The organism is Ruegeria sp. R14_0, from assembly GCF_017743975.1.
GTDB lineage: Bacteria > Pseudomonadota > Alphaproteobacteria > Rhodobacterales > Rhodobacteraceae > Ruegeria.
The window spans coordinates 102,537-126,484 of the sequence record NZ_JAGHRC010000006.1 but is presented as its reverse complement, the minus strand read 5'-3'; the positions used below and the strand labels follow the sequence as shown (position 1 = coordinate 126,484).

Sequence of the window (23,948 nt, the reverse complement as noted above, 5' to 3'; positions counted from 1 at the left end):
TGCAGAACGTTGAGTCTTGCCCGTCAGGTTAAGTTCAGCTTAGCCTCAAAAGCATGTCGTCACGCATCCCTTCCCTGAACTGGCTTCGCGTCTTTGAAGCTGCTGCCAGAACCGAAAGCTTCGCCCGGGCTGCGGCGCAGCTGAATATGTCCGCCGCGGCGGTCAGCCAACAGGTCAAGGCCTTGGAGACACGGTTGGGGACACCCCTGTTCCACCGCCATGCACATTCGGTCACTCTGACCGAGGCTGGTCGTGCTTATCTGCCGTCGGTTCAGCAATCGCTGCTGATGCTTGAAACCGCGACAACGGGTTTGTTCGGCGAGACGCCCGAACAGCGGCTTTTTGTGCAGTCCGTCCTGTTATTCGCTCATGGGATTCTCGCGAAGGGGCTAACAGCGTTCCAGGCCGCGCATCCTCAAATCAATCTGTCTTTGTCGACCGGAAACCAGATGACGGATTTCTCCAATCGTTTCACCGATCTTCAAATCGTTTTTGGCAACCCAAACCTGTTCGGCACCGAAGGTGACGAGCTATTGCGGGAACATCTTTATCCGGTGGCCCCGCCGGAGGTCGCAGATCAGATCCAACGACCGCAGGACTTGTTCCAGTTTACGTTGATCGAGGTTTCGACGCACCGTGCTGGCTGGCCACATCTGCTTCAGCATCTGCGTCTGCCCGCCGGGCATGCGCGTTACTTTTTTGCCGACAATTCACTGATGGCAGCCGAGCTCTCCGCCAATGGCGGCGGGATCGCTTTGGCGCGTGCGCCAGCGTCAGACCGGATCATGGAACTGTCCGGGCTGGTTCCTTGCTTGCCCGATATCGATGTCTCTGGTCAGGAAGCCTATCACCTGATCTACCAATCCCGCTCGGCATTGCGCCCGGCGGCAAAATCGTTCCGCGACTGGATCCTGGATTACAGCGCGGCCGTCCAAACCCGGTAACGCCCCTGCCCCGTGACCTCTCGGATCAAACCGCGGCTCATAAGGCGATCTATGTTGCGCTGGACCGCCGCGCGCGAGGCTTGCGTCAGTTCTTCGGCAAGCGGTGCCGACACCATTGGCCATGCGGTCAGTGCGTCGATCAAAAGCGGCGGCGTTCGGCCGCTCAGATCACTGGTCGCCTCACGGGCGCGCTGGTCCCAGGTGCTAACCCGGTCCAGGTGCAATAACGCGGCCAACGCGGCCTGCCCTGCCCCTCTGATCCAGGCCGACAGCTTTTCCTGTGGTTCCCCAACCCCGCGCAATGCCCCCGGTCCTGACAGTGCCAGCGGCATGAAAATCGCCCCGCCTCGCCCCATCGTGGCAGCGTGGCGTGCCGCAATAATCGCGGCCTCGGTATCCTGACCAATGCCCTGCGACAGGGCGCGCCATGCATGAAACGCGATCGCGGCCTGCGTGACGGGATGCAAACCTTCGGCGTTGCTCATAACCTCTGCCAGGTCGGCAACGGTCTCGGGTGTGTCTTCGATGCCTTGCGCCATGCGATCCAGAAATGCGGTCAGACCGGGCTCCCACCCCCCTTCGGACGGGCCGGCACCCGACGTCAGTCGTCGCACCGCCCAACCCGCGCGAAACAGCGCTTGCACGTCATCACCCGTCGCGCCAATCCGCAACCCGACCCATAGCGCGAGCCGGTCGACGCCGATCCTGTCGCCCGTCCACCAGCCCAGATCGGACACATCCATCAGCGCCAGACGATGCCGCCACCCTTTTGGGCCAGCCCGCAGCCGCTCATCCAACGCCCCGAATGTGGCTGCCAGTTCCGCCAGTTCAAAGGACAGATCGGCCTGTGCCGCGCGCCAGTCTCTTGGATCAAAAAGCAGACGGCGATCGGCCAGCGGACCGGGAGGCAAGAAGGCCTCTTGCGCGTCTTCCTCATCCGGCGGCAGAAACCAAAGATCGTCATCCTCGGAAGGGTCCGTATCATAGATGCTGCGCGGGCCAAGCGCATCGGCGTCCTCATCCGGGTCCGGGATCACGGGTTTCGTCGTCATACCCGCTATATTTCGGTTAATTCGGCCGGTTCACAAGGCGTTTTCCGACGCTCGGCCGCTCACCCCGCGAAAGTTGTGGTCAGAATGTCCAACTCTTGGTTCAGATCGGTCTGCTCATTGCTGCCAATGAGCATATAACCATATCCATCCTGCGCCCATGTCGCCGTCGCCAGACCGCTGAGCGCGGCAAGCTTGACGTCCTTTGCCGGTGCGCCTTCACCCTGACGTATGACGCAGAAAGCCAGCGGTTGACCCTGATCATCGGCAAAAACCACCTGTATCAGCGGCTTGCCTTTGAACGACAAAACCTGGGCGCGCTTCAGTTCCAGCCCAGGCAAAGCCTCAAGTGTCTCGCGGTTCAAAGTTCGACCCAGCTGCGCCTCGGCCAGCGCGAATTGCGCATCAAGCGCCGCCGGAGAGTTGTCGAGCGATGCGATTGTATCTGGCGTATAGAGCGACTGATAGATCGCGGCCTGCTCAGCCCATCCCATCGGCTGAGGGCGCGTAGCCCAGACCGTGGCGGATACCGCAAGAACAGCAACCGAGGCCGCAACCGCCAGCAGTCGCCAAGGTCCGCCCGAGGATTGCGAACGGACGACCTCGGCCTTGGCCTCGGGCAAATTCACCTGAGGCACTTCCGCGGGAATGTCTTCAAACACCGCTTTGACCACAGGCGCAAAGTTATCCAACGCCATAAGACGCTGTTCCAACTCGGGATCAGTTTCAATCGCCGCCTCAATGGCAGCGGCCTCAACCGCATCCGAATTGCCTTCCAGATACGCCCTAAGCGTCTCGTCGGAAAACTTCATTTGCCACTCCGTCGAACGGCGTCTGCCGCATCATGCTGCATCACGTTTTTCAGTTTCTGCCGGGCATTCGACAACCGGCTCATGATTGTTCCAATCGGTACGTCCAGTAACGCAGCGGCTTCGCGGTAACTGTAGCCTTCAACAAACACAAGCATAACCGTTTCCCGCTGCGCCTCTGGCAACTGCATCACTTGGGTAAACACCTCAGCGGCGAAAATATTCGTTTCTGAATCCGGTCCGACCGAAATTAATTCAGCTTCGGGCGTTACCGACAGCGCCTGGGCCTTGCGCACCGACTGTGCGCGCACCTCATTCAGCCAGATTGAGCGGCAGATCGTCATCAGCCAACTGTCCAATCGATCATGCGAGGTGACCTGATGATGACGCTCCAGTGCACGTAGGCAGGTAGACTGCAAAAGATCGTCGGCCACATCCGACGCCCCGGAAAGAGACAGCCCGAACCGCCAGACACGTTTCGAATACGTCTGGATCGCGCCGCGCACGGCCTGTTCTGAGCTAATTTGGACACCCATCGAATAAATCGCGACCTGTATGTGTTTGTCATTCACGGACCGGGCCCGTGTGGTCAGGATTTACATACCTGTTGGAGAAAAGAAATGAAACTTCTGTTGAAAGCAGTAACGATCGCGTCGGCAATTGTTGCAACTCCGGTTCTGGCACAGACGTGGACGCTGGCCCCTGAGGGCTCGCATCTGGCCTATGGCTCGATCAAGAAAGACACCATCGGAGAGGTCAATTCCTTCACAAACATTTCTGGCCAAGTGAGCCAGGATGGCAAGGTCGAGATCGAAATTGACTTATCCTCTGTTGAAACAAACATCGACATTCGCAACGAACGCATGATCGAATTTGTGTTCCGCAAGGCCGGAACCGCATCATTGACGGCTGATTTCGACATGTCAGAGGTTTCAGCCCTGGGCGTTGGCGAGACAACAACTGTCGATGCCGAAGCGCGGCTCTCGCTTGCAGGCACAGACGTCGACTTTGATGCCGAGATGTTTGTCGCACGTCTTTCTGAAACTTCGGTCATGGTGTCGACCAATGACATGGTGTTCATCGGTACCGAGGATGCAGGTGTTGATGCTGGTATCGATAAGCTGATGCAATTGGCCGACCTGCCGGGTATCACCCGAACAGTCCCGGTAACCGCACGCTTGATCTTTAACCTCGATGACAAAAAAGCCGAGGCCGCGCCCGCCGAAGAGTCTACCGTCTTAGCCGCCGCCGTTGAGGGCGACATCAAAGCCGGGAAGAAAGTGTTCCGCAAATGCAGCGCCTGCCACAAGTTGGATGCCGATCGCCACACTGTCGGACCTTCGCTGCACAACATCTTCGGAGCACAGGCCGGACAAGCCGATGGGTTTCGGTACTCCGAGCCATTGCAACAATCCGAGATCGTTTGGACTCCTGAAACGATGGCTGCTTTCCTGGCGGACCCCAAAGGCACGGTCCCAGGCAACAAAATGCAGTTTCGGGGCCTGAAAAAGGACGCCGATATCGTCAACGTCATTGCCTATATTCAAGCCGAAACACAAGGATAACTGATAACCGGGTTTCCTTTGTCCGCTAGACCACGCTATCCCTTATCTGACCTCAGATAAGGGAGAAGCCGGGCATGAGCGAGACGGTCAAACTGACATTGAACGAGATCCAAGATCTGAGCCTGTCTATCCTGACGAAAGCTGGTTTTGGTCCGGATCATGCCGCCGCAATCACCGAGATGCTGACAACTTGTCAGATCGACGATTGCCAATCTCATGGTCTCTTTCGCCTGTTCATGTGCAATGACACAATGAAAGCAGGCAAGATTGATGGTCATATCGCCCCTGTCGTTGCGCCTTCGGACAATGCCATTGTGCGCGTGGATGCGCGGGGTGGCATGTCTTTGTTGGCCTTTCGCAAGGCCCTGCCCATTCTGATCGAAAAGACTCGCGCGCATGGTATGGCTGCAATGGCCATCAATCATTGCTTTCATTTTTCGGCTCTGTGGCCAGAGGTAGAACAGCTGTCCTCAGAAGGTTTGGCCGCGATGGCAATGGTGCCGAGCCACAGCTGGGTCGCGCCAGCCGGAGGGACGCGAGGCAGCCTGGGGACAAACCCGTTGGCGTTCAGCTGGCCGCGCCGGGGCAAAGACCCGTTCACGTTTGATTTCGCCACCAGCGCCTTTGCCCGCGGTGAGATCGAACTGTATCGCCGCGCTGGCAAGCCCCTGCCCGAAGGCGTGGCGATCGACAAGGAAGGGAACCCAACCACCGATCCGCAGGCTGCTATGGACGGAGCGATGCTGACTTTTGGCAGCTACAAGGGCTCAGCCCTGTCCATCATGATCGAACTGCTGGCGGGCCCGTTGATTGACGACCTGACCAGCCTGGAGAGCATGGAACATGCCGAAGGCCGGGGCGGCGCGCCCTATCATGGCGAAATCATTCTTGCCTTTGACCCCGCCCAGTTCAGCGGTGGCCGCACCGCCGAGAATGACGCACGTGCCGAGCATCTGTTCGCCGACATTATCGATCAAGGAGCCCGCCTGCCCTCGCAAAGACGGTTCTCTGCGCGGGCGCGCAATATTGCACGTGGATATGTGGAAGTAGCAAAAACCCTGCATGATGACCTGCTGGTTTTGGCCGAGCAGGTGTAACGCTCCTATCTCCTCTTTCCCTTGGCTGTGGGGCTGGCTAAGAAGATCCTCCGAACAGACTTCAGGAGGCCCCCTTGGACCGCATCGCCCGCACCATCGCCACCGAAATCAACGCCCGACCGGAACAGGTCGGTGCTGCGGTCAAGCTGTTGGACGAAGGGGCCACTGTCCCGTTTGTAGCACGGTACAGAAAAGAAGTGACCGGCGGGCTGGACGACACGCAGCTGCGGACGCTTTCAGATCGACTGACCTATCTGCGTGAACTAGAGGCGCGGCGCGAGACGATCCTTGGCTCGATCAAGGATCAAGGCAAGCTGACGGATGAGCTGGCGAAATCCATCGCGCAGGCCGAAACCAAAGCGCAGTTGGAAGACATCTACCTGCCCTATAAACCAAAGCGCCGTACCAAGGCGATGATTGCGCGTGAAAACGGCTTGGAACCTTTATCAGATGCAATCCTGGGGGACCGGTCTGCAGATCCGGAGGCGTTGGCACACGCTTATGTTTCTGATGCCGTCCCGACGACCAAGGATGCGTTGAACGGCGCACGCGACATCATAACTGAGCGTTTGACCGAAAATGCCGCATTGCTAGGCGAGTTGCGGGACTTCATGCAGCGCGAAGCATTGCTTACGTCCAAAGTGATCGAGGGCAAGGAACAGGACGGCGCAAAGTTCAGCGACTATTTTGACCACGCCGAGCTTTGGGCCAAGACCCCGTCGCACCGCGCGCTTGCCATGTTGCGAGCATCGAAAGAGGGCGTCGTTACACTGGATATCGCCCCTGAACCAGAAGCAGGGGCCGCGCGTGCCGAAGCCATGGTGGCGGCTCATCTGCATACGCGCAGTGACGCGCCAGGCGACAAATGGCTGCGCAAGGTGGCCGGCTGGACGTGGCGGGTGAAACTGTCACTCTCTATGATGGTTGAGCTAATGGCGGACCTCCGTAGTCGGGCGCAGGAGGAAGCTATTCACGTTTTCTCTCGTAATCTCAAAGACTTATTGTTTGCAGCACCAGCCGGAGCACGGACCACACTGGGTTTGGATCCTGGAATTCGCACTGGTGTTAAAGCGGCTGTTGTTGACGCTACAGGAAAGGTGGTTGCCACCGACACTCTGTACCCCTTTCAGCCCAAAAACGATGTAAGTGGCGCGCAAGCTGCCATCCTGAACCTCATCTCGGCGCACAAGATTGAACTGATTGCCATCGGCAACGGGACAGCAAGCCGTGAGACGGAGAAAATGGTCGGGGAAGCTTTGAAGCTTTTGCCTAAAACGGTCAAAACACCGACTAAGGTTGTCGTTTCAGAGGCGGGGGCCTCGGTTTATTCAGCCTCGGAACTGGCCGCACGGGAGTTTCCGGATCTGGATGTATCGCTGCGTGGGGCTGTCTCGATCGCCCGACGTTTGCAGGATCCTTTGGCCGAACTTGTCAAAATCGAACCCAAGTCGATCGGTGTCGGGCAATACCAGCATGATGTCGATCAACATCGGCTATCGCAGTCACTCGCATCCGTCATCGAAGATGTTGTAAACGCGGTTGGGGTTGACCTGAACACGGCGTCCGCCCCCCTACTCTCGCATGTTTCGGGCCTTGGGCCGGGACTAGCGGAAGCGATCGTTTTGCACCGCGACCAGAACGGCGCTTTCCAGAATCGAAATCAGCTTTTGGAAGTCGCGCGTCTTGGTCCGCGTGCCTATGAACAATGCGCGGGCTTTTTGAGAATCCGTGACGGATCAGAACCGCTAGACGCTTCTTCGGTGCACCCGGAAGCCTATGGCGTTGCGAAACGGATTGTGTCCGTGTGCGGTCAGGACATTCGCAAGATTATGGGGCATGACGGGGCACTCACCAGATTGCGCGCTGAGGATTTTGTCGACGAGACCTTTGGTCTGCCGACGGTGCGGGATATTTTCGCGGAGTTGGAGAAGCCAGGCCGCGATCCCCGCCCGAGTTTCGTAACCGCATCTTTCACGGATGGCATTGAAAGCATCACAGATTTGAAACCCGGGTTGGTGTTGGAGGGAACGGTCACGAACGTCGCCGCGTTTGGCGCCTTTGTCGACATTGGTGTGCATCAAGATGGTTTAGTTCACGTCAGCCAGCTTGCGGACAGGTTTGTGAAAGATCCACATGACGTTGTAAAAACTGGGCAAGTCGTTAAAGTGACAGTTGTCGAAGTAGATGTCCCTCGAAAGCGCATCGGCTTAACTATGCGAAAAGATGGAGGGGCGTCGGCGCAACAAGATAGAGCACTCAAAGCGCGACAGAAGCGTCCTTTCGGATCAAAAGGAAAAGATGCGCAATACGCAAAAAAAGGCAAAAATGCACGCAATAGCGCGATAGGAGATGCCTTGAGCGATGCTATGAAGCGGCGTTGAGCCGTGAAGTATTAGAACTTAGGTAAACGCGTCTGGTTCCAATTCCTCCCAGAAATCAAAAATCTTGGTTGCGTTCAGCCCCGAGCGCCAGCCATGCGCTCGAAAATGCTCTCGGTCGAGATCGTTGTCGAGGCTGGACATAAACAACCTTTTGTCAGCGTCTCTTTGAGTTGGGTTTCGCCGCGAAACCACTTCTTCCACAATCGCGAGCTTTCTGGAGCGCTCTGTTCTTTCTGCTGCTCGAGCCTCGTATTCCCTGTCTTGCCTTTCCTGCTCTGCTGTTCTGATTTTCGCAGCCTTAATTGCCTCTGGACTTGGTTGTGGTGGCGGTTCCTTTTCTGCCGACCGATAATCATCGCGTAACGCCGCTGAGAGAAATCCAACCGTCGACTTAACGCCGTCTTTAGCACTGACATAGTCGAGCTTTTCTCGCACATAGTCTTCGCCATGCTCGGAAATCCACTGACGCGCCAATCTGTCGGAAACGCCTTGCTTGCGCAGCGTCTTGTACGTTTCGAGGTTGCGAACGCCCCTTTCGTCGTCAATTTCGAACATCGCCTTTTGAGGATTCCCTTTGATCAGAAAGCGGATGTCTGTGACGGTACGACCTTTCTTCTGAAATTCCGGTTCAATAAGAATGTCCGAGCTTTTGTTCACCTCGGCAACGGCAGGCTTGATGATTTTGGCATTGAGATGCTTAAAACTAGCGTAATAGTCGCTTCCATCGACGCCCATAAGCTTGCGAAAAACATCCAGCGCCCACCAACCCGTGGACCCTGTTCTGACAAAGCGATAACAGTTTTCATAAAGCGCCAAACCGTGGCCGGAACTGAAATTCCGTTGAATCTGCACATTTATTAGGGCGTAAATCTTGGGGTCATAGAGCTTTTGCGCCAGCGCGGGAGAGTAGGCATATTCACAGACCCCATTCTTCAGCTTGGCAAAACTCAATAGAGACGAAACACCCCACTCCTGACGACCCTGTTCATCCAACATATCCCATTCGGCGACTGTTTCAGCAAGCGCGCGCAAGCTCGAGCGCAGCGTATCAAAATCGTTCGAGTTATAACCAACCATCATCGCTAGGGTGCGCGCGTCGATTGTATGAGTCTGCGCCGACGTGAGCGCATCGTAAGCATTGAGCAAGAGAACATTGGATAGCTTTCGCTGCAACAGCGACAGCTTGCCACTGATGTGAATCGCGGCGACATTCTTTTTGACGGTCTCACGACGCAATGCGCCTGAGAGATTCTCCATATTGGTTTTTGGTTCTGGCATGATTCTGCCTGACTGCTCTTTTCACTATTGTTGGCACGAAAGGTACCCGCCATGCAATGTGAATTGGGTACCCAAATACAGGTTTGCCCACATCCCGGATTTGGGTACCTTAATGCGCGCCAACCCAAGTTATCCCCAGAATGCCCCTATTTCGGATTCGACTCGGAAGTTCCAACCCCGCCCAGTCGCCTAACGGTCTTCGATTTAGGGTCTGTTTTCCTCGGAATTTACACAAACCGAGAATCGGTTCCCTTGTTCCCGGATTCTGGGACCTCTGCCCCTGCATTTGGGTTCCTTTGGTACCGTGTTCGGGTGCCAATGCTACCGAATACAGGTACCTAACTTCATGTAACATACTGTTATTATGTTATTATTGGCCATCAAAGAATCTAAACAGATAAAAAGAATCAAACTAGTTTGTTGTCTACTTTTCTTTGAATTCGTGAAGTTTCGTGGCGAAACCGAGCACCTTTCCTATTTTTGTGGAAAACCACATATCTAAGGATAGCTTTGGACAAAAATGTTCGCTACATTGCCGAATATACGCCGGCAAGGCGAACATTACCTGAGGCACCGACAGTGAATAAGACAACCCCACCTTCCCTGCCCCCTTATCTAAATCTAGATCCAGAGAGTGCAGCAAAAAAGCTTCCCGATCCTATTGGCACATCACGATTCGCGAAAGCCGCTGCATTCTGCGCCAAAGGAAGAGAGGACCTTGCTCGCCGAGGTTATGCGCCTGACGGTGAAAAACGTCTGCGCCGCTTTTCAATTTGGGAAATCACAAAGTACCTTATTCCGGTCGCTCCCGCACACTTGCGACGCGTTTTAAAGGCCAATCCGGAATTGCCACAGGGTGAAGGCGAGGCCGGGTCAAAGTGGTTTACGCTGGAAGACGTTTTGGTTCTTAGAAAACACTTCGCAGCAGAAGGTGTCAGCACTAAAGAATACGTGCCATATCGACCCGAGGGTTTGCCGGCAAAGGTTGTATCGGTCGCGAATTTCAAAGGTGGAGTTGGAAAGACCTCGACAGCTGCGCACCTTGCGATGTCCTCGGCCTTGGATGGGTACAAGGTCCTCGTTATCGATCTGGACAGCCAGGGATCGATGACTTCGATACTTGGAGGTTCAGTGGCGGATGAATGGCAAACCGTATTCCCTCTTATTGCCAAAGATTACGCGCAAGCGGTGCGTGAGGAAAACCACATACGGCAGGTGAACGGACAGCCTGAAATTCCACTCGATGAGACACTGGAAGAGGCGCTGAAAATAGCCCCGAGTGACGTTATTCAAAAAACGCATTGGCCCAACATTGATTTGATTGGTGCGCAATTGAATTTGTATTGGGCTGAATTTCAGATCCCCGTCTGGCGGATGGGCTTGCGAAGTTGGCCCTTGTGGGATGGGCTAACAAACTTCTTAGAAGAAAGTGGTGTATTGAACGACTACGATGTTGTCTTTCTCGATACTCCTCCTGCTCTTGGGTACCTAACGATCAATGCTCTGGCAGCGGCAGATATTCTTTTGGTCCCCCTCGGTGCGTCCTTCCTTGAATTTGACTCAACCGGTCGGTTTTTCGACATGCTCTACACTACGTTTGCAAGTATCGAAGATGGCGAGAACGCCGCGCAAAGGGCCGCCGGTCTTCCTGAGCTGAAGTTCGAATGGGACGTGGTCCGTGCGATTATCACGCGGTTCGACGCCAGCCAGCAAACGGACATGGCAAATGTCATCCAGGCCTATTTCGGTGATTTCATGAATGCGTACCGACAGGATTTCACGGCTCTCGTTGGGCAGGCGGGTGAGCAAGTGAATGGAATTTACGAAGCCGACTACAGAGATTTTAATCGCGAAACCTATGTACGCGGCCGGGAAACTTTTGACCGGACATATGCCGAGTTCAAAGAGGTTCTAATTGGCTGCTGGTGGCGTGATACCCAAGTTGGAGGACAGGCAGATGGCTAAACGCAGAAGGTTAGCAACACCCGACACGGCCAAGCTAGAGGAACTGGAGGCCGGTTTCGCGGCGAAACCCTCACTCAATCCATTTGATGCGACAGCGTCCGCTCCGCCGATTGCGCAGGTGGCGGCCGAGGCGGCTTCGTTGAATGGCATGACGACGGTCACAGATCGCGTCGCGCTGGCCAAAGACCAAAATGATGCTGCGCTGTGGCGGGATGCTCAGAGCGCGGGTCTTGTCGCCGAGATGCTGCCGTTAGATCAAATTGATGCAGAATACATCCGTCGAGATCGAATGGTCGAAGACGAAGAAGCGATGGCCGAACTCCTTGAATCGCTGCGAGTCCATGGGCTTAGGACGCCAATTGAAGTGACACGGAATGGCGAAGGTTTTGGTCTGATCTCAGGTTTCAGGCGCCTGGATGCGTTCCGTCGACTTGCTCAAACCGATCAGCGATTTTTGTCGATTCCAGCTTTCGTCCGAGAAGCCGGATCGGGGCAGGGCGCTTACGTTTCGATGGTCGAGGAAAACGAACTGCGCTCCAACCTAAGCCCATATGAGCGTGGGCGTATTGCCGTGCTGGCAGTAGGGCAGGGGATATTCGATTCGACAGAAGCCGCCGTGGACGTGCTTTTCGCGGCTGCATCGAAAGCCAAACGTTCGAAGGTGCGCAGCTTTGCCATGGTTCACGAAGCGCTGGGTGACCTGTTGCAGCACCCTGTGGCGCTCTCCGAAAAGGCCGGATTGAAACTTGCGGCAGCGTTGCGAGGAGGAGCACAAACGAAACTACGAGAGGCCCTCGCTGAGGCAGATGTATTCGACCCAAAGACGGAGTGGGCTGTTTTGGAGGATGCGATGAAGGCTTCCCCTCAACCCCATGCCAAGAAGGTACGAGGAGGCCGCCCACAGCAGGTCAAACCACTTAAGCCAGTTAAACTGGACGGGGGTGGGGTTTTGCATGGTGAACTTTCACCGGACGAAGTTCGAATTAGAGTCCAACTACCAGGGCTATCTGAAGAGGATGCAAATGAACTGTTGAGGCAACTCGCAAAGCACCTGAATTAGCATGGGAAGAACCTTACAAAAAGTAGGAAGGCAACAGCACTACAAAAAAGCCAAAACCGCCATCATCATGCAATGCGCATTTCAGCAGTATAATGATCATTATACGATTATCACGTTGTTCTGTGGAAACGTTCGGGCTCTTGAGGCACTTGGATCAGGGCTCGTTAGTAAACTTTTCAGATGGCCGGGCATCAGTGAAATTAGTGGGCAGTTTTGCCGACTAAGGATGTGTTGCAAACCACTTGGGCCGATTGACGAACATGCATTATCTGGCGTTTGTTCCCGTCGAATTGTCAGCAAACAGGTTGAAACATGATTTCCTTGAAAGGCTGCCCAAACAAAGGCGACAGGTGCTGAAACCTGGGTCGCCTGTAAAACTGTCCAACTACTGGAGAATATCACAGGCATCAGCGATCTGCCCGCCAAAATCGGGGCAAATTGCTTACCAGTATCCAAACACAAAGTTAATAACGGCGCAGTGGTTTCATAGACTTTTTCGCTCGGCAAAACCACCTGCGCCCGATTCGAGCAGCGCGGATGCTTGGACCCAGGTGCACCCCATTTTGCACAGGCGCGATCCCAAGCTTTGGTCCAGTTGGTTCCCACATTTGACCGAGGCTGACAGGGCAGCGGGCCCGGTGACACTAATGGCACCGTCCAAGTGACACATCCGGCATTGGGATGTATGTGAAGGGCCACGCTATCAAACATGCGGGCATGCAAGGTTTTGTGCACGACAAACCGTTGTTTTGGAGATCAACAACACCTTCGAGCCGTTGCCACATGCTGTCCATTCTGTAGTTCGGAGCGGCGGCCTACGTACTTTCAATTCCGCGATCCTTTCGGTCTCGAAGTGGAATCGCCTCGGTTCGCGGACGATACCCTAGCCGCGGATGACCTGAATTAACCTATTGTTCAGATCAAAATTGTGGTAATATTGATTGGAATGTGCTTACTAATCTCCTCATGGCACAAGTTTGGCAATCAAAGTACTGGCCCAAGTTCACTTATGACCGTGAGCGGGTAGAACCTTACTTGGCGACATCCTCCCAAAAGGTCGGTGAAATCACCGGCCTCATTGATGGGCTTCCGAATACTGACCGGGAGGAGTTTCATCTTTCGCAAATCGCCCAAGAGGTCATGTCGTCTTTTGGAATCGAAGGCGTGCCCTTGAACGAAACCGAAATCCAGGCATCGATTGTTGCGTCTTTGAAGCACCGCGACAGGCGGGAAATTACGCGCCGATCTGATGCGGTCGCCGAGTTGATGGCGGCTGCGCGCTCAACGATGGGACCCCTAGAGGCGAACACACTGTTCGATTGGCATCGGTTGTTGTTCTTTGGCATTGAACTGGAAGATTTGGGTCGCTGGCGTCGTTTCGATCTGGAAATCGTCCGCTCAGCAGTCGTGGGATCCAATGATGTGTTGTACAAAGCACCACCGCCCGATCGTCTGGAGCAGGAAATGAATGTGTTTCTGTCCTGGCTGGCGCAAGATCGGGGAACACCAGTGCCAATAAAGGCAGCGCTGGCGCATCTTTGGTTCGAATCCATCCACCCATTCTCTGATGGAAACGGACGAATTGGCCGGGCGCTGATTGAATTTGTTTTTGCCCAGCAATGTGCATTGTCTTTTTCGTTTTCACGTCAGGTCGAGCGAGATAAGAAAGCGTATTATCACGCTCTACAGGCAGGCCGGAAAGAGGGCAGGGGGGGCATCGACGCAACCGAATTCATAGTTTGGTTTTTACAAACGTTAGAAAATGCGTCGGTTTTTGCCAGGGAAGAAGCGCAATTTGTCTTGAGACGCAACCGGTTCTTTTTGCGGTTCACTCAGCTGCTCAATGCACGGCAGGAACATGTCGTGCGCAAGTTATTCGAACAAGGCCCCGCGCGCGTTGACTTAGGCATCAGCGCCAAGGCATTCCGCAAGATCAGCGGTGCCTCGACAGCCACTGCGACCAGAGACTTACGCTCAATGGAAGCACTGGGCGCGTTGAAACGGTCTAAGGCAGGCGGGCGTTCGACGGTCTATTGGTTGAACTATTAGAAAGGGCATTGCAGAGTTTCTGGAGCAACTAGTCTCAATGCGAAGTTGGAAGAGGCTGAGAGGCGTTGGATGATTTTTGCACGAAGGGTGGGAAGCGGAAGTTCGCTGCATCTGCGAGAGCAATCTCGCCAATCTGTTATAGCGGTCATTTACATTCGGGTGCCAAAGTCACCAAAGCGCAAAGACACGCCGCTTCGAGTTATGAATATCCGCGAGAGACGAATTATGGGGTCCAATGTTGAACCGGTTCCAATTTCAAGTTGGTCGCGCTTACTGTTGACAGTTAACGGTTGAAGGAACACATTTATTGCTATGAGAAGTTCAACATCAACAAATTCTGCCACCCAAGCAATCAGTCAACGGAAAGCGAATACCATTACCTCTATTGCCGTTGATGCTATCGAAGAAATGATCGTGTCCGGAGAGTTGGTTGCGGGTGACAGGATCAATGAAAGTACGCTGGCCGAACGTCTCGGAATAAGCCGTGGGCCGATCCGTGAAGCGTGCAGAAGTCTTGAACAGGCAGGGCTTCTGACCAGTAAGGTCAACCGAGGCATGTATGTGCGTGAAGTATCTCTGGATGAAGCACGAGATCTGTATGAGCTTCGAGGAGCCATTGCCGGGCTTGCCGGAGAATTGATCGTTAAGCGCGCAGATGATGCTGAAATTGCAAAATTAAGTGGTCTTGTGGATCAGATGCAGACGGCGGCGGATAAGGGCGATACGGCGGACTATTACAAACTGAATCTGCAGTTCCACGATGCTCTGGTGATCGCGGCCCGAAATAGTTCGCTTGAAGATACCTACCGGAAAATTGTCAACCAGCTTCACTTGTTGCGAAGACGTGGACTTGTTCAGGAAGGTAACCTTCAGGTTTCAAATGCCGAACATAAAAAAATTGTCGCCGCGCTGACACAACGTGATGCTTCTGCGGCAAACAACGCACTGCGCGAGCATGTTTCCAACGGCCTTACGCGTCTGATCGCGTCTCTTTAAAGTTCTCCGAGACGCCATGGTTGAGATCCATAATTGAAAACTGTTGACAGTTTACAGTCGGCAATGATACCCACTGAAGTTAGCGGCCGTATCCGGCTGGTCGAAATCAATGGGAGGACACCATGAAAACACTTTCTCGTATCGCTGCTGGTGCGATGATCGTGGCGGCGCTTGCTACATCGTCGGCGGCAGAGGAATATCCGTCACAGCCGATTGAGGTTGTAACTCACGCATCTGCAGGAGGCGGGACAGACACGACCGCGCGGACGATGCTAATTCGTGCGCGTAAAGAACTTGGTGTGGATGCCTTTGTGCAGATCAAGAAAGGGGGCGGAGGTGCCGTCGCCATGAGTTATGCCTCAGGCAAGCCATCTGATGGTCACACCTTGATGGCGATTACCCCCACACATCTGATTACTATGGCCCGGGGCCGCGCGCCGATTGGCATAGACGACATCAAGGGGATCGCCCGTTCGACGGATGACCCGATCATTGTAGTCGTAAACAAAGACACAGGTATTGAGAGCCTTGAGCAGTTGATTGAGGCATCCAAGTCCTCGCCCATCAAATGGGGCGGAACTCAAGCTGGCGGCATTGACCACATCGCCGCGATGACCTTCGCTAACAAATCAGGTGCGAAGGTGGCTTACGTTCCCTTTGATGGCGGTGGTGCCATGATTACGAACCTGATGGGCAAGAACATTCAAGCTGCTGGCCTGAATTATGGTGAGGCCGTCGATGGAATCGAATCTGGTGATTTCGTTCCGCTGGCGATCATGGCGCAGGAGCGTCTGGGCGTTCTGCCAGATACGCCGACTATGGCCGAGCTTGGCATCGATGGCGTCAATTTCTCGACAGTACGGGGCGTCATTGTGATGGCAGACACCCCCGAAGATCGGGCGACTATGCTTGAAGAGAAGCTGATCAAAGGCATGGAGCACGGCACGTACCAGGCCTACCTGGAAGGCATTGGCCTCGATGCGGGCTCAGTTGCAGGCTCTGAGGTCTGGGATGCCCAGATCCGTGAGATGTACGACAACATCTACGCGACCCTCGAAGAGCTGGGCCTGCGCAAGTAAGGCCTCCTCCCGACCGTCCGCCGCTCTGGCGGACGGTCACTCGTTCCAGTGGAAAGGAACCCCATGAAACTCTCTCGCGACCTTGTCGCAGGCGGGCTGATCCTCGTTCTGTCGGCAATCCTTTGGTGGGTCACGACCACCTTTGACACGGACCCTCTTGGTATGGCGCAGGGCATGCCCGCAACGCATATGCCGCGCCTGATCCTTGGTGTGATTGCTGTTCTGACCGTCATCATGATCCTGCAAAGTCTTGCAAATGGCGGTGAGGCCCTGGGCGAAGTGCCGCCCTGGCAAATGCCGGCAACGGCGACTGTGCTTGGCTTGGCAGCCATCCTGTTCCCAACCCTTGGTGTGCCGCTGGTGTTCTTCTGCGTTTGCCTGGTTCTGCCGGTGATGTGGGGCGCGCGAAACTACGGCGCGATTGTCGCTTTTGCCGTCGGCGTGCCGGTCGCAATCTACGTGGTCTTCAAAATGCTGCTTGGCCTGCGTTTGCCCATGGGCCCGCTCGCGGCTCTTGGGCTTTGAAGGGAGGAAAACATGGACGTTCTTGGCGGATTTCTTGAAATCATTCAGCCCACGACCCTGCTACTGATCATGGTAGGGACAATCGTAGGTGTTCTGGTCGGCGCCCTTCCGGGATTGTCGAGCTCAATGGCAGTCGCTTTGCTGCTACCATTTACCATCTATCTGGAGCCAATCCCTGCAATCGCAATGCTTGCTGCGCTTTACTGTGCCGGAACGTTCGGCGGAAGCATCACAGCGATCCTCATCAATGCGCCGGGTGCACCGCCTGCGGCGGCGACCGCGTTCGACGGGTATCCGCTGGCCAAGAATGGTGAGGCAGGCAAGGCGCTCGGCATGGCGGCCGTTGCAAGTGTTGCAGGCGGTATTTTCTCTTTGATCGTACTGATCCTGGCTGCGCCTGCGCTGGCAACGATTGCCTATCGGTTTGGTCCACCAGAGTATTTCGCGCTGACCGTGTTTGGCTTGTCGATGCTGGCGTCGATCAGCGGCAAATCTGCAGTCAAAAACCTGATCGGTGGCGCCTTTGGCGTTCTGCTTGCCACCGTTGGCGTTGACCTGACCACCGGTGTCGAGAGGTTCACCTTCGGGGTGCCCCAGCTTTACGAAGGCATCAGCTTTATCCCCGTTCTGATTGGTCTGTTTGCCATGGCCGAACTGCTGGATCAGGCGGGGCAAAAGGATACGCCGCTGGAACGGTTCAGCATGTCTGCGCTGAAACTGCCGACAATCGATGACTTCAAGCGGGTGTGGAAGACCATACTGCGCAGCTCCGGTCTGGGGACGTTTGTGGGTATTCTTCCTGCTGAAGGCTCAACTGTCGCTGCGATGATGGGTTATAACGAGGCCAAGCGTTGGTCAAAGAACAAGGACAATTTCGGCAAAGGTGAGATCGAAGGCGTTGCCGGTCCTGAGGCCGCAAACAACGCAGCGACCGGTGGAGCGATGGTGCCGACGCTGGCGCTCGGAATTCCGGGCTCGGCAACAGCAGCGGTCATTCTGGGCGGTCTACAGATCCACGGCCTGCGCCCCGGTCCGTACCTGTTCGAGAACCAACCGAACCTGCTCTATGCGATCTTCTTCGCAATGCTGATCGCGAACTTCGTGTTCCTCGGGTTCGGCCTAATTGGTGCCAAGCATTTCTCGCGCATCTCGCTGATCCCGCGCCAGTTCCTCTGGCCAACAGTGTTTTGCCTCTGCGTGGTTGGTGCCTACGGTGTCGGACAGTCTATGAGCGACGTTTACATCATGCTGGTCGCCGGTCTGGTCGGATACTTCCTGAACCGCGCCGGGTTCTCACCCGCGCCGATCATTATGGGACTCGTGCTGGGGCATCTGGTCGAGAACTCTCTGGCCCAGTCCATGATCCTGTTCGACCAGGACATGGGTCAGTTCCTTACGCGGCCGATCGCGCTGTTCTTCTTTGCGCTGGCTATCCTCAGTATCGCGTCGTCACCGCTCAGCAACTGGCTGAAAGGTCGCCGTCGCGCGGATGCGCCCGTGTACAGAGACCTGAACGAGTGACCCGGAACGATCTCGGCATAACCAAGGGCTTTCTACTGGCTCTGTTGCCCGCCGCGCTCGGGGGCAGCCTGTGGGAGGCACTTGGCCTCCCGCTCGGCTGGCTCATGGGTGCGGCGGTGGTCACCGGTTGCTTTGCCATGTGCAATGTCGAGGTCGTTGTTCCAAAACCGCTTTATAGCGTTTCGCTGGCAGCATTGGGGGCTGGCGTCGGGCTATCCATCACCCCGGATGTTGCGGCAGTGTTACTGGTCTGGGCGCCTGTGATGTTTGTTGCCGCTTGCTTGGGTATTGCGGCCGCGGTGCTTATGACACCGCTTCTTGCACGCATTGGGCGGATGGACCGCAGCACAGCATTTTTTTCGCTGTTGCCCGGCGGGGTGATCGAAATGGCCAATGTGGGCGAAACCCATGGTGCCGATCGGACCATTGTCGCGTCGTTACATGCGGTGCGTGTAGCAATGGTCGTGGGTCTTTTGCCCTTGGCGCTGTATGCTGCCTTCCCTTCGTCAATCAAAACTGTGAACGACGCAGCGACGCTAAGCTGGTCCCCTCTGGCTTTGGTCTTGCTCGTCGGGGTGACGGGTGGATGGGCCGCCACCCAACTCGGATTACCTGCGGCATGGTTGCTTGGCGCGTTGGTTGCGGTCGGGTTGCTTTCATCCTTGGGCTTTTCAAGTGGACGGATGCCTGCGCCCCTTATGGCTGGCGTGCAAGTTCTTGTCGGTGTCTCGCTAGGTGCAAGGTTTCGGCGCGATCGCCTCTCTTCCGTACCCCGGGCGCTGGCTGTCGGTTTTCCCGTTCTTCTCGTCATCATGGTGGGCATGGCCATTGCCGCCGCGACTGCGAGCCTTGTTACACCCATAAGCCTGCCAACGCTCGTCCTCTGTTTCTCGATCGGCGGAATGGCAGAAATGGTTCTGACTTCAAAGGTACTGGGTCAGAACGTCGCGCTAGTCGCCGCGTTTCAGGCGGTTCGTGCTGTCTTGGTTAACGCAAGCGCCGGAGTCGTCTGGCGTACTGTCCTATCAAAATCAAATACTTCCCTTACCCCGAAAGGATGACACCCATGTCAGCTGTGCAAAACGCATTTGCAGAAATGCCGCAGGATACCAACATCACGGCCGAAGCCGCAGAATTCGTCGAAACGGTTCGTTTTGAAGACATCCCCGAAGAGGCTTTGCGCATCGGCACGCGCTGTCTTGTGGACGGCGTTGGCCTTTATGTTGCGGGCTCCGAAGAGCACACCATAGATATTCTTGTTGATGAGGCGTTGGACTACGGCGGGCGTGAGGATGCTCTGCTGTTGGGGCGCAACGCCAAGGTTCCGGCGCCAATGGCAGCGCGGGTATTGGGCACGGCAGGTCACGCCCACGACTGGGATGACAGTCAGGTCAGCGTCGATCCGGCTCACATCTATGGCCTACTCACGCATCCAACCATTCCCCCGCTTACTGCCGCTATTGTTATGTCACAGAAGCTGGGCGATGTGTCTGGCAAGGACTTCATGCTGGCGTTTCTCACCGGTTTCGAAGTGGAGTGCAAAATCTCGGAATGGATGCTGCCACAACACTACATGCAAGGCATGCACTCCAGCGGCACAGTCGGACACTTCGGAGCATATGCAACTGCCGCGAAACTATTGGGTCTTGAAGGCGACGCCTTGCGCCACGGGTTTGGAATTGCAGCCAGCTTTGCCGCCGGTATCCGCTGCAATTTCGGCACTATGACCAAGCCACTGCATGTGGGGCGCGCCGCCGAAAACGGGATCACGGCCGCCCTTTTGGCCGCGCGCGGCTATACGGCCGATCCGCAAGCTCTGGATGGTCCGTGGGGTTTCATGGCTGTACAGGGTGGTGGTGCAAGCCCAGAGAAAATCTCGCAGGGTTTTGGCAGAACCTGGACCATTGTTGAACCCGGCGTGTCAATCAAACCCTATCCGTGCGGAGTGCTGACACACCCAACGATTGATCTGATGCTGCGCCTTGTCACGGATGCGGATATCAAACCCGAAGATATCGACACGGTAACTGTCTACGCAGGCACCAATATCCTCAAACCCATCCGCTATCCAATTGCGTCAAATCACTTGCAGGCAAAATTCTCGCTGCCAGCAGCGCTGTCGATGATCGCTTTGGCCCGTAAAGCGGGCAAGATCGAGTTCTCGGACGCATTTGTTGGCTCAGACCCGATGCAAGAGATGCAGCGTCGGGTCCGGACCGAGTTGGATCCTGAAATCGAAGCACAAGGTTTCGACAAAATGCGGTCACGCATTACTATCCGTTTGAAAGATGGACGTGAGATCGCCGGCTGGGCGGACGAGCGCTATCGCGGCGGACCGGAAAACCCGCTGACAGACGCCGAAGTCGAAGCCAAAGCACGGTCCTGTTGCGAGGGCGTCCTTACAGACGCCGAACAAGATAGCTTGTTACGCGCAGCTTGGGACGTCCTCAATTTGGAAAATGCCGGAGAAACCTTGGCCGCTTTAATGACCTCCGAAGGGTGATCAAGCGCCCGGGACTCGCAACGACTCGTAGGATACCATCACGTGCTCGGCGTAAGCCGGGCGCGTGCACAACCGGTCGTAGTAGGCGCGCAAGGCCGGTAAGTCCGATCGATCGAACGGGACTGTAAAGTAGCGAAATAGTTGCGTGCCAAAAGAGATGTCGGCAAGGGACATCTTAGGACCCGCCAACCATCCGTGGCGTTTTATCTGGGCCTCGGCGATTGGCATCAGCATTTGCAACTCCTCAATACCCTCGGAAAGGCGGTCCATGTCCCGGTACGCCTTGTTGGTGCGCACAAGTTGCCAAAAAACTTTATAGATTAGAACAGGAGCCACATTCACTTTGGACCATTCCATCCATTGATCAATAGGCGCCCGTTGGGCGGGCCTCTCGGGCCACAGGTCTGTTGCCCTATGCTTTGCCGCGAGATAGCGCAAGATAGCCTGACTCTCAAAAAGAGTGACGTGTTTGTCTTCGATCACTGGCACCCGGCCCATCGGGTTCTTCGCCAGAAACTGAGGCTCCCGATTGCCGCCGAATTCGCCACCCACGTCATATCTTTTGAAATCGATGCCCAGTTCAGCGACCAACCACATAGCGGCCTGCACATTGCTGGAGGTTGTCCTGCCGTAGATAGTCAACATCGCATATTCTCATCTTGATTGCGCCGTACATAGATACTGCTTGTTGCTAAAAAGGCAGGCCAATGACGTTGGGCCATAGCGCGGCAAAGCCTGTTTGGAGGTGAACAACGACCGACTACAGTATACAGATCGGCGCCACCATATCCCGCTTTGAACAATCATCGGTGGGTCTTTTTACCAAGAGTCGAAACCCAGTGTTGTTGTGTGATCTGCAAATTCAGTTGAGCCTTGAATTAACGCGCTCGGCGAAATGCAGGTTTGCGGGCTGCGAATGCAGTGTTTCCAGGCATTGTTCAATGTCGGCTCTGGGCCGCCCTCAACGGTCAAGCGCAATCGGATGGGGAAATTCCGCATTGGCTCCAACTCGAAATGAGTTGATATTGACGAGCGCTGAGCGACAAACAACAGCAAGTATTTTGAAACCCGATCAATGCAACACTACACAGGCAAACTTCACCTGGTTGTTCTCAGTTGAGAATATCACCCCAGGCTTTGTCCCAGCGGCCAGCCTTCATGTCACTTGGATCAATGAACATACCAAGGCTTGCGACATCGCCAAACATCCAGCCCACAAGATCACTTGAGGGAACCTCCAAAAGAAAGGCGGGATTGCGCGCGCGCGAGTAGATGAAGCCGCTATGCACGGGACCTCCCATAGTGGCGTATTGGTGTTCTTGGTCAAAACGCCAGAGCCTTTCATAGCGAGCCCTTGTTGAATCGGATACGCGCTCGGGGTGTGTGCGCATGGCTTCTTGCAGCTGTATTTCGAAGACTTCTCGGCTGACTGAACGCGCCCAAAACTCGTCGATTACAGAGTGTGATATCCATTTAGTCCCGTCATCGGTTCTTTGGGGGCGGCGAATTTCAATCTGGTCGAGTTCGGCAATCAAAGCGTCTGTCGCGCCCGTGTCCAGCAAACTGTCCGGTCTTGCCACAAGCCTGCTATGGACGTCCTCAAGAGCGGCGACTGCCGCGTCGCGGGTTGCACGTTCCTGCTGATCGTTCGCAAGGCTTTTCCGCATTTCCGCCTGGTCCTCTGCGTTTTCACTTTTTTGCAGATTGCGCTCTGTTCGTTCGATGTCTCCGGCCAGAATTTTCAATGCTTGATGCTGACCGGCCAGCAGGCTGGCAACAAAGCCACGGGCGCTGATGGTGTCGAATGGACGATATATCAAAGACCGAGGATCATAGTCTTCCTGGATGGCAAAGCGCTGATTGTCATCGGCTTCGACCGAGCGCCTTCTTTCCGTCGACCCTTCATGGCGCTGGACAGCCACTGGAAAGCGCGGAGGATGCGGGGCAACAGAGAATCCCACCGCCGCCAGAGCCTCCCGTGCTTTGTCGCCGCTTGTACCAAAATAGAAAGAATGGGGCACGTCCGGCCAATCACGCGGCTCAACCGGGCCGGTCAGGTGAAAGACGCGGGAGTCATCATCTACACGCCCTTCTGACGGCATAAAGAAAGCCAGCCAGCCATCGCGCGGCGCCAAACCGCCCCAGATGCCCTCAGGCAGCTCATCAAGCGCAACCTGTGCAACAAACAGCATCGGTAGGCTGTTAACCTGGGGCCATTCCATATCTTCAGGCAGCATAGGGGCACCCCCAATCCAGCTTCGGCTTCGCTCTTTAGCTCCAGGCAGTAGCGGAACCAATTTTGCGGGTGCGGTATGGTGCGCCAAATCACCTGGCTCGTGCGCCAAAACGGCCAAGTTCTGTTCCATAACCTCGGCAAGAAAAGCCTTGGCTTCTTTTGCTTCGGGAGTGTCTTCAGGCTTTACTGCTGGCCTGCGAGAGCGGCCCTGCATGCCCATTAGATCGTACATTGGATGGCCACGCTGTGGCCGGAAAACAAGTGCTAAAATCACGAGTGGTAGGCTTTGCTGGACCAGCGTCCAGTTCCGCGGTGCCCCTTGAACACCGATGATAATCATTGTGATGCCCGCAAGCCCAACGATTGGTGCAACATATTGAATGAGCTGATAAAGACGCTGCATTTTCCATACCCGATTGCTGATACAATACGGCACCCTAGTTTCAACCGAAGGGTGAAATCCAGCGATCAACCAATCCGCTAAAGGTGCCTGTTGTACATATGCCAAATGGGATCGGATTTTGCCCAATACTTCGCTGCTCAATATGCAACGATCCAATGCTTTAGTCCGTGCAAGATGAGTTGGAGAGGCTTCTGGATTGGCTCATGCAGCGAATGGCGGTAATGCGGGCTGCCGATGCGGCATCCGCACGGTACTCTGAATGTCTCCTTTGGGCCGTTCTGCGTGATGTTCCAATGACTGCAATGCTCACAAAGTGGTTTTTACAAAGACGAGCCGGCGGCCCTTAAAGTGCCGAGCTGTGATACGCCGCACTTAGTGTTGGGTCACAACATTCCTACGCCGCTGAAATGCCCGGACGCTGCCTCGCGGTTCGAACACATTTAGGAAAGTATCGGGACGAGGGCGAATGCGGTGGTTGTCCGTCTCGT

Annotated in this window: 19 protein-coding genes; 13 read left to right on the top strand and 6 right to left on the bottom strand. The window is 55.3% G+C overall.

From position 1 onward, the window contains the following. The first annotated feature begins 53 nt into the window (after positions 1–53). Positions 54–944, top strand: coding sequence for a LysR family transcriptional regulator (locus tag J7416_RS16785; protein WP_209226419.1), 891 nt, complete (start codon positions 54–56; stop codon positions 942–944). Here J7416_RS16785 and J7416_RS16780 read toward each other — a convergent pair. Genes J7416_RS16780 through J7416_RS16770 form a run of 3 tightly spaced genes read right to left on the bottom strand, consistent with a single transcriptional unit; the run spans position 917 to position 3,374 of the window. Next, the gene (locus J7416_RS16780) at positions 917–1,996 is read right to left on the bottom strand and encodes a helix-turn-helix domain-containing protein (RefSeq protein WP_209226417.1); all 1,080 of its coding nucleotides are present in this window, start codon (positions 1,994–1,996) and stop codon (positions 917–919) included. The genes J7416_RS16785 and J7416_RS16780 overlap by 28 nt on opposite strands. Before the next feature lie 59 nt (positions 1,997–2,055). Continuing rightward, positions 2,056–2,805, bottom strand: coding sequence for a hypothetical protein (locus J7416_RS16775; RefSeq protein ID WP_209226416.1), 750 nt, complete (start codon positions 2,803–2,805; stop codon positions 2,056–2,058). After that, positions 2,802–3,374 carry an RNA polymerase sigma factor gene (locus J7416_RS16770; RefSeq protein WP_348540285.1) on the bottom strand — a complete coding sequence of 191 codons (573 nt, stop codon included), beginning with the start codon at positions 3,372–3,374 and terminating at the stop codon, positions 2,802–2,804. Before J7416_RS16770 ends, J7416_RS16775 begins: the two co-directional genes overlap by 4 nt. Before the next feature lie 48 nt (positions 3,375–3,422). On the opposite strand from J7416_RS16770, the gene J7416_RS16765 reads away from it, so the two are divergent. From J7416_RS16765 to J7416_RS16755, 3 genes are all read left to right on the top strand, one after another. Continuing rightward, a complete protein-coding gene (locus tag J7416_RS16765; RefSeq protein ID WP_209226414.1) occupies positions 3,423–4,367 on the top strand; it encodes a cytochrome c family protein in 945 nt (314 codons plus the stop codon). Positions 4,368–4,441: 74 nt separating this feature from the next. Continuing rightward, positions 4,442–5,464 carry an Ldh family oxidoreductase gene (locus tag J7416_RS16760; RefSeq protein WP_209226413.1) on the top strand — a complete coding sequence of 341 codons (1,023 nt, stop codon included), beginning with the start codon at positions 4,442–4,444 and terminating at the stop codon, positions 5,462–5,464. Between the two features lie 74 nt (positions 5,465–5,538). Next, positions 5,539–7,845, top strand: a complete 2,307-nt coding sequence (locus J7416_RS16755) for a Tex family protein (protein WP_209226411.1) — start codon at positions 5,539–5,541, stop codon at positions 7,843–7,845. 18 nt (positions 7,846–7,863) lie between these two features. On the opposite strand, the gene J7416_RS16750 is transcribed toward J7416_RS16755, so the two are convergent. Then, positions 7,864–9,123: a replication initiation protein gene (locus J7416_RS16750; protein ID WP_209226410.1), complete on the bottom strand. Its 1,260-nt coding sequence runs from the start codon at positions 9,121–9,123 to the stop codon at positions 7,864–7,866. Between the two features lie 579 nt (positions 9,124–9,702). On the opposite strand from J7416_RS16750, the gene J7416_RS16745 reads away from it, so the two are divergent. The 9 genes from J7416_RS16745 to J7416_RS16705 all read left to right on the top strand — a co-directional run bounded on the left by J7416_RS16745 (position 9,703) and on the right by J7416_RS16705 (position 20,821). After that, a complete protein-coding gene (locus J7416_RS16745) occupies positions 9,703–11,088 on the top strand; it encodes an AAA family ATPase (RefSeq protein WP_209226408.1) in 1,386 nt (461 codons plus the stop codon). Further along, positions 11,081–12,148, top strand: a complete 1,068-nt coding sequence (locus J7416_RS16740) for a ParB N-terminal domain-containing protein (protein ID WP_209226407.1) — start codon at positions 11,081–11,083, stop codon at positions 12,146–12,148. Before J7416_RS16745 ends, J7416_RS16740 begins: the two co-directional genes overlap by 8 nt. Positions 12,149–13,114: 966 nt before the next feature. Next, positions 13,115–14,197: a Fic family protein gene (locus J7416_RS16735; RefSeq protein WP_209226406.1), complete on the top strand. Its 1,083-nt coding sequence runs from the start codon at positions 13,115–13,117 to the stop codon at positions 14,195–14,197. Positions 14,198–14,509: 312 nt separating this feature from the next. Continuing rightward, on the top strand, positions 14,510–15,193 hold the full coding sequence (locus tag J7416_RS16730) for an FCD domain-containing protein (RefSeq protein ID WP_209226404.1): 684 nt from the start codon (positions 14,510–14,512) through the stop codon (positions 15,191–15,193). 122 nt (positions 15,194–15,315) lie between these two features. Then, complete coding sequence (locus J7416_RS16725) at positions 15,316–16,272, top strand: tripartite tricarboxylate transporter substrate binding protein (protein ID WP_209226402.1); 957 nt, start codon at positions 15,316–15,318, stop codon at positions 16,270–16,272. Between the two features lie 63 nt (positions 16,273–16,335). Next, positions 16,336–16,797 carry a tripartite tricarboxylate transporter TctB family protein gene (locus tag J7416_RS16720; RefSeq protein ID WP_209226401.1) on the top strand — a complete coding sequence of 154 codons (462 nt, stop codon included), beginning with the start codon at positions 16,336–16,338 and terminating at the stop codon, positions 16,795–16,797. Positions 16,798–16,809: 12 nt separating this feature from the next. After that, positions 16,810–18,318, top strand: a complete 1,509-nt coding sequence (locus J7416_RS16715) for a tripartite tricarboxylate transporter permease (protein WP_209226399.1) — start codon at positions 16,810–16,812, stop codon at positions 18,316–18,318. Then, positions 18,315–19,379 carry an AbrB family transcriptional regulator gene (locus J7416_RS16710; RefSeq protein WP_209226398.1) on the top strand — a complete coding sequence of 355 codons (1,065 nt, stop codon included), beginning with the start codon at positions 18,315–18,317 and terminating at the stop codon, positions 19,377–19,379. The genes J7416_RS16715 and J7416_RS16710 overlap by 4 nt, the downstream gene beginning before the upstream one ends. A gap of 5 nt (positions 19,380–19,384) precedes the next feature. Next, positions 19,385–20,821, top strand: a complete 1,437-nt coding sequence (locus J7416_RS16705) for an MmgE/PrpD family protein (protein ID WP_209226397.1) — start codon at positions 19,385–19,387, stop codon at positions 20,819–20,821. On the opposite strand, the gene J7416_RS16700 is transcribed toward J7416_RS16705, so the two are convergent. Both J7416_RS16700 and J7416_RS16695 read right to left on the bottom strand, forming a co-directional pair. Then, the gene (locus J7416_RS16700) at positions 20,822–21,466 is read right to left on the bottom strand and encodes a glutathione S-transferase family protein (RefSeq protein ID WP_209226396.1); all 645 of its coding nucleotides are present in this window, start codon (positions 21,464–21,466) and stop codon (positions 20,822–20,824) included. Between the two features lie 467 nt (positions 21,467–21,933). Further along, positions 21,934–23,601 carry a DUF1963 domain-containing protein gene (locus J7416_RS16695; RefSeq protein WP_209226394.1) on the bottom strand — a complete coding sequence of 556 codons (1,668 nt, stop codon included), beginning with the start codon at positions 23,599–23,601 and terminating at the stop codon, positions 21,934–21,936. Positions 23,602–23,948 lie beyond the last annotated feature (347 nt).

Bases quoted from the DNA above. Each gene is read 5' to 3' on its own strand.
- J7416_RS16740 (WP_209226407.1), top strand. From the start codon at position 11,081: ATGGCTAAACGCAGAAGGTTAGCAACACCCGACACGGCCAAGCTAGAG.
- J7416_RS16760 (WP_209226413.1), top strand. From the start codon at position 4,442: ATGAGCGAGACGGTCAAACTGACATTGAACGAGATCCAAGATCTGAGC.
- J7416_RS16720 (WP_209226401.1), top strand. From the start codon at position 16,336: ATGAAACTCTCTCGCGACCTTGTCGCAGGCGGGCTGATCCTCGTTCTG.
- J7416_RS16785 (WP_209226419.1), top strand. From the start codon at position 54: ATGTCGTCACGCATCCCTTCCCTGAACTGGCTTCGCGTCTTTGAAGCT.
- J7416_RS16705 (WP_209226397.1), top strand. From the start codon at position 19,385: ATGTCAGCTGTGCAAAACGCATTTGCAGAAATGCCGCAGGATACCAAC.
- J7416_RS16775 (WP_209226416.1), bottom strand. From the start codon at position 2,805: ATGAAGTTTTCCGACGAGACGCTTAGGGCGTATCTGGAAGGCAATTCG.
- J7416_RS16715 (WP_209226399.1), top strand. From the start codon at position 16,810: ATGGACGTTCTTGGCGGATTTCTTGAAATCATTCAGCCCACGACCCTG.
- J7416_RS16765 (WP_209226414.1), top strand. From the start codon at position 3,423: ATGAAACTTCTGTTGAAAGCAGTAACGATCGCGTCGGCAATTGTTGCA.
- J7416_RS16780 (WP_209226417.1), bottom strand. From the start codon at position 1,996: ATGACGACGAAACCCGTGATCCCGGACCCGGATGAGGACGCCGATGCG.
- J7416_RS16750 (WP_209226410.1), bottom strand. From the start codon at position 9,123: ATGCCAGAACCAAAAACCAATATGGAGAATCTCTCAGGCGCATTGCGT.
- J7416_RS16725 (WP_209226402.1), top strand. From the start codon at position 15,316: ATGAAAACACTTTCTCGTATCGCTGCTGGTGCGATGATCGTGGCGGCG.
- J7416_RS16700 (WP_209226396.1), bottom strand. From the start codon at position 21,466: ATGTTGACTATCTACGGCAGGACAACCTCCAGCAATGTGCAGGCCGCT.
- J7416_RS16735 (WP_209226406.1), top strand. From the start codon at position 13,115: ATGGCACAAGTTTGGCAATCAAAGTACTGGCCCAAGTTCACTTATGAC.
- J7416_RS16730 (WP_209226404.1), top strand. From the start codon at position 14,510: ATGAGAAGTTCAACATCAACAAATTCTGCCACCCAAGCAATCAGTCAA.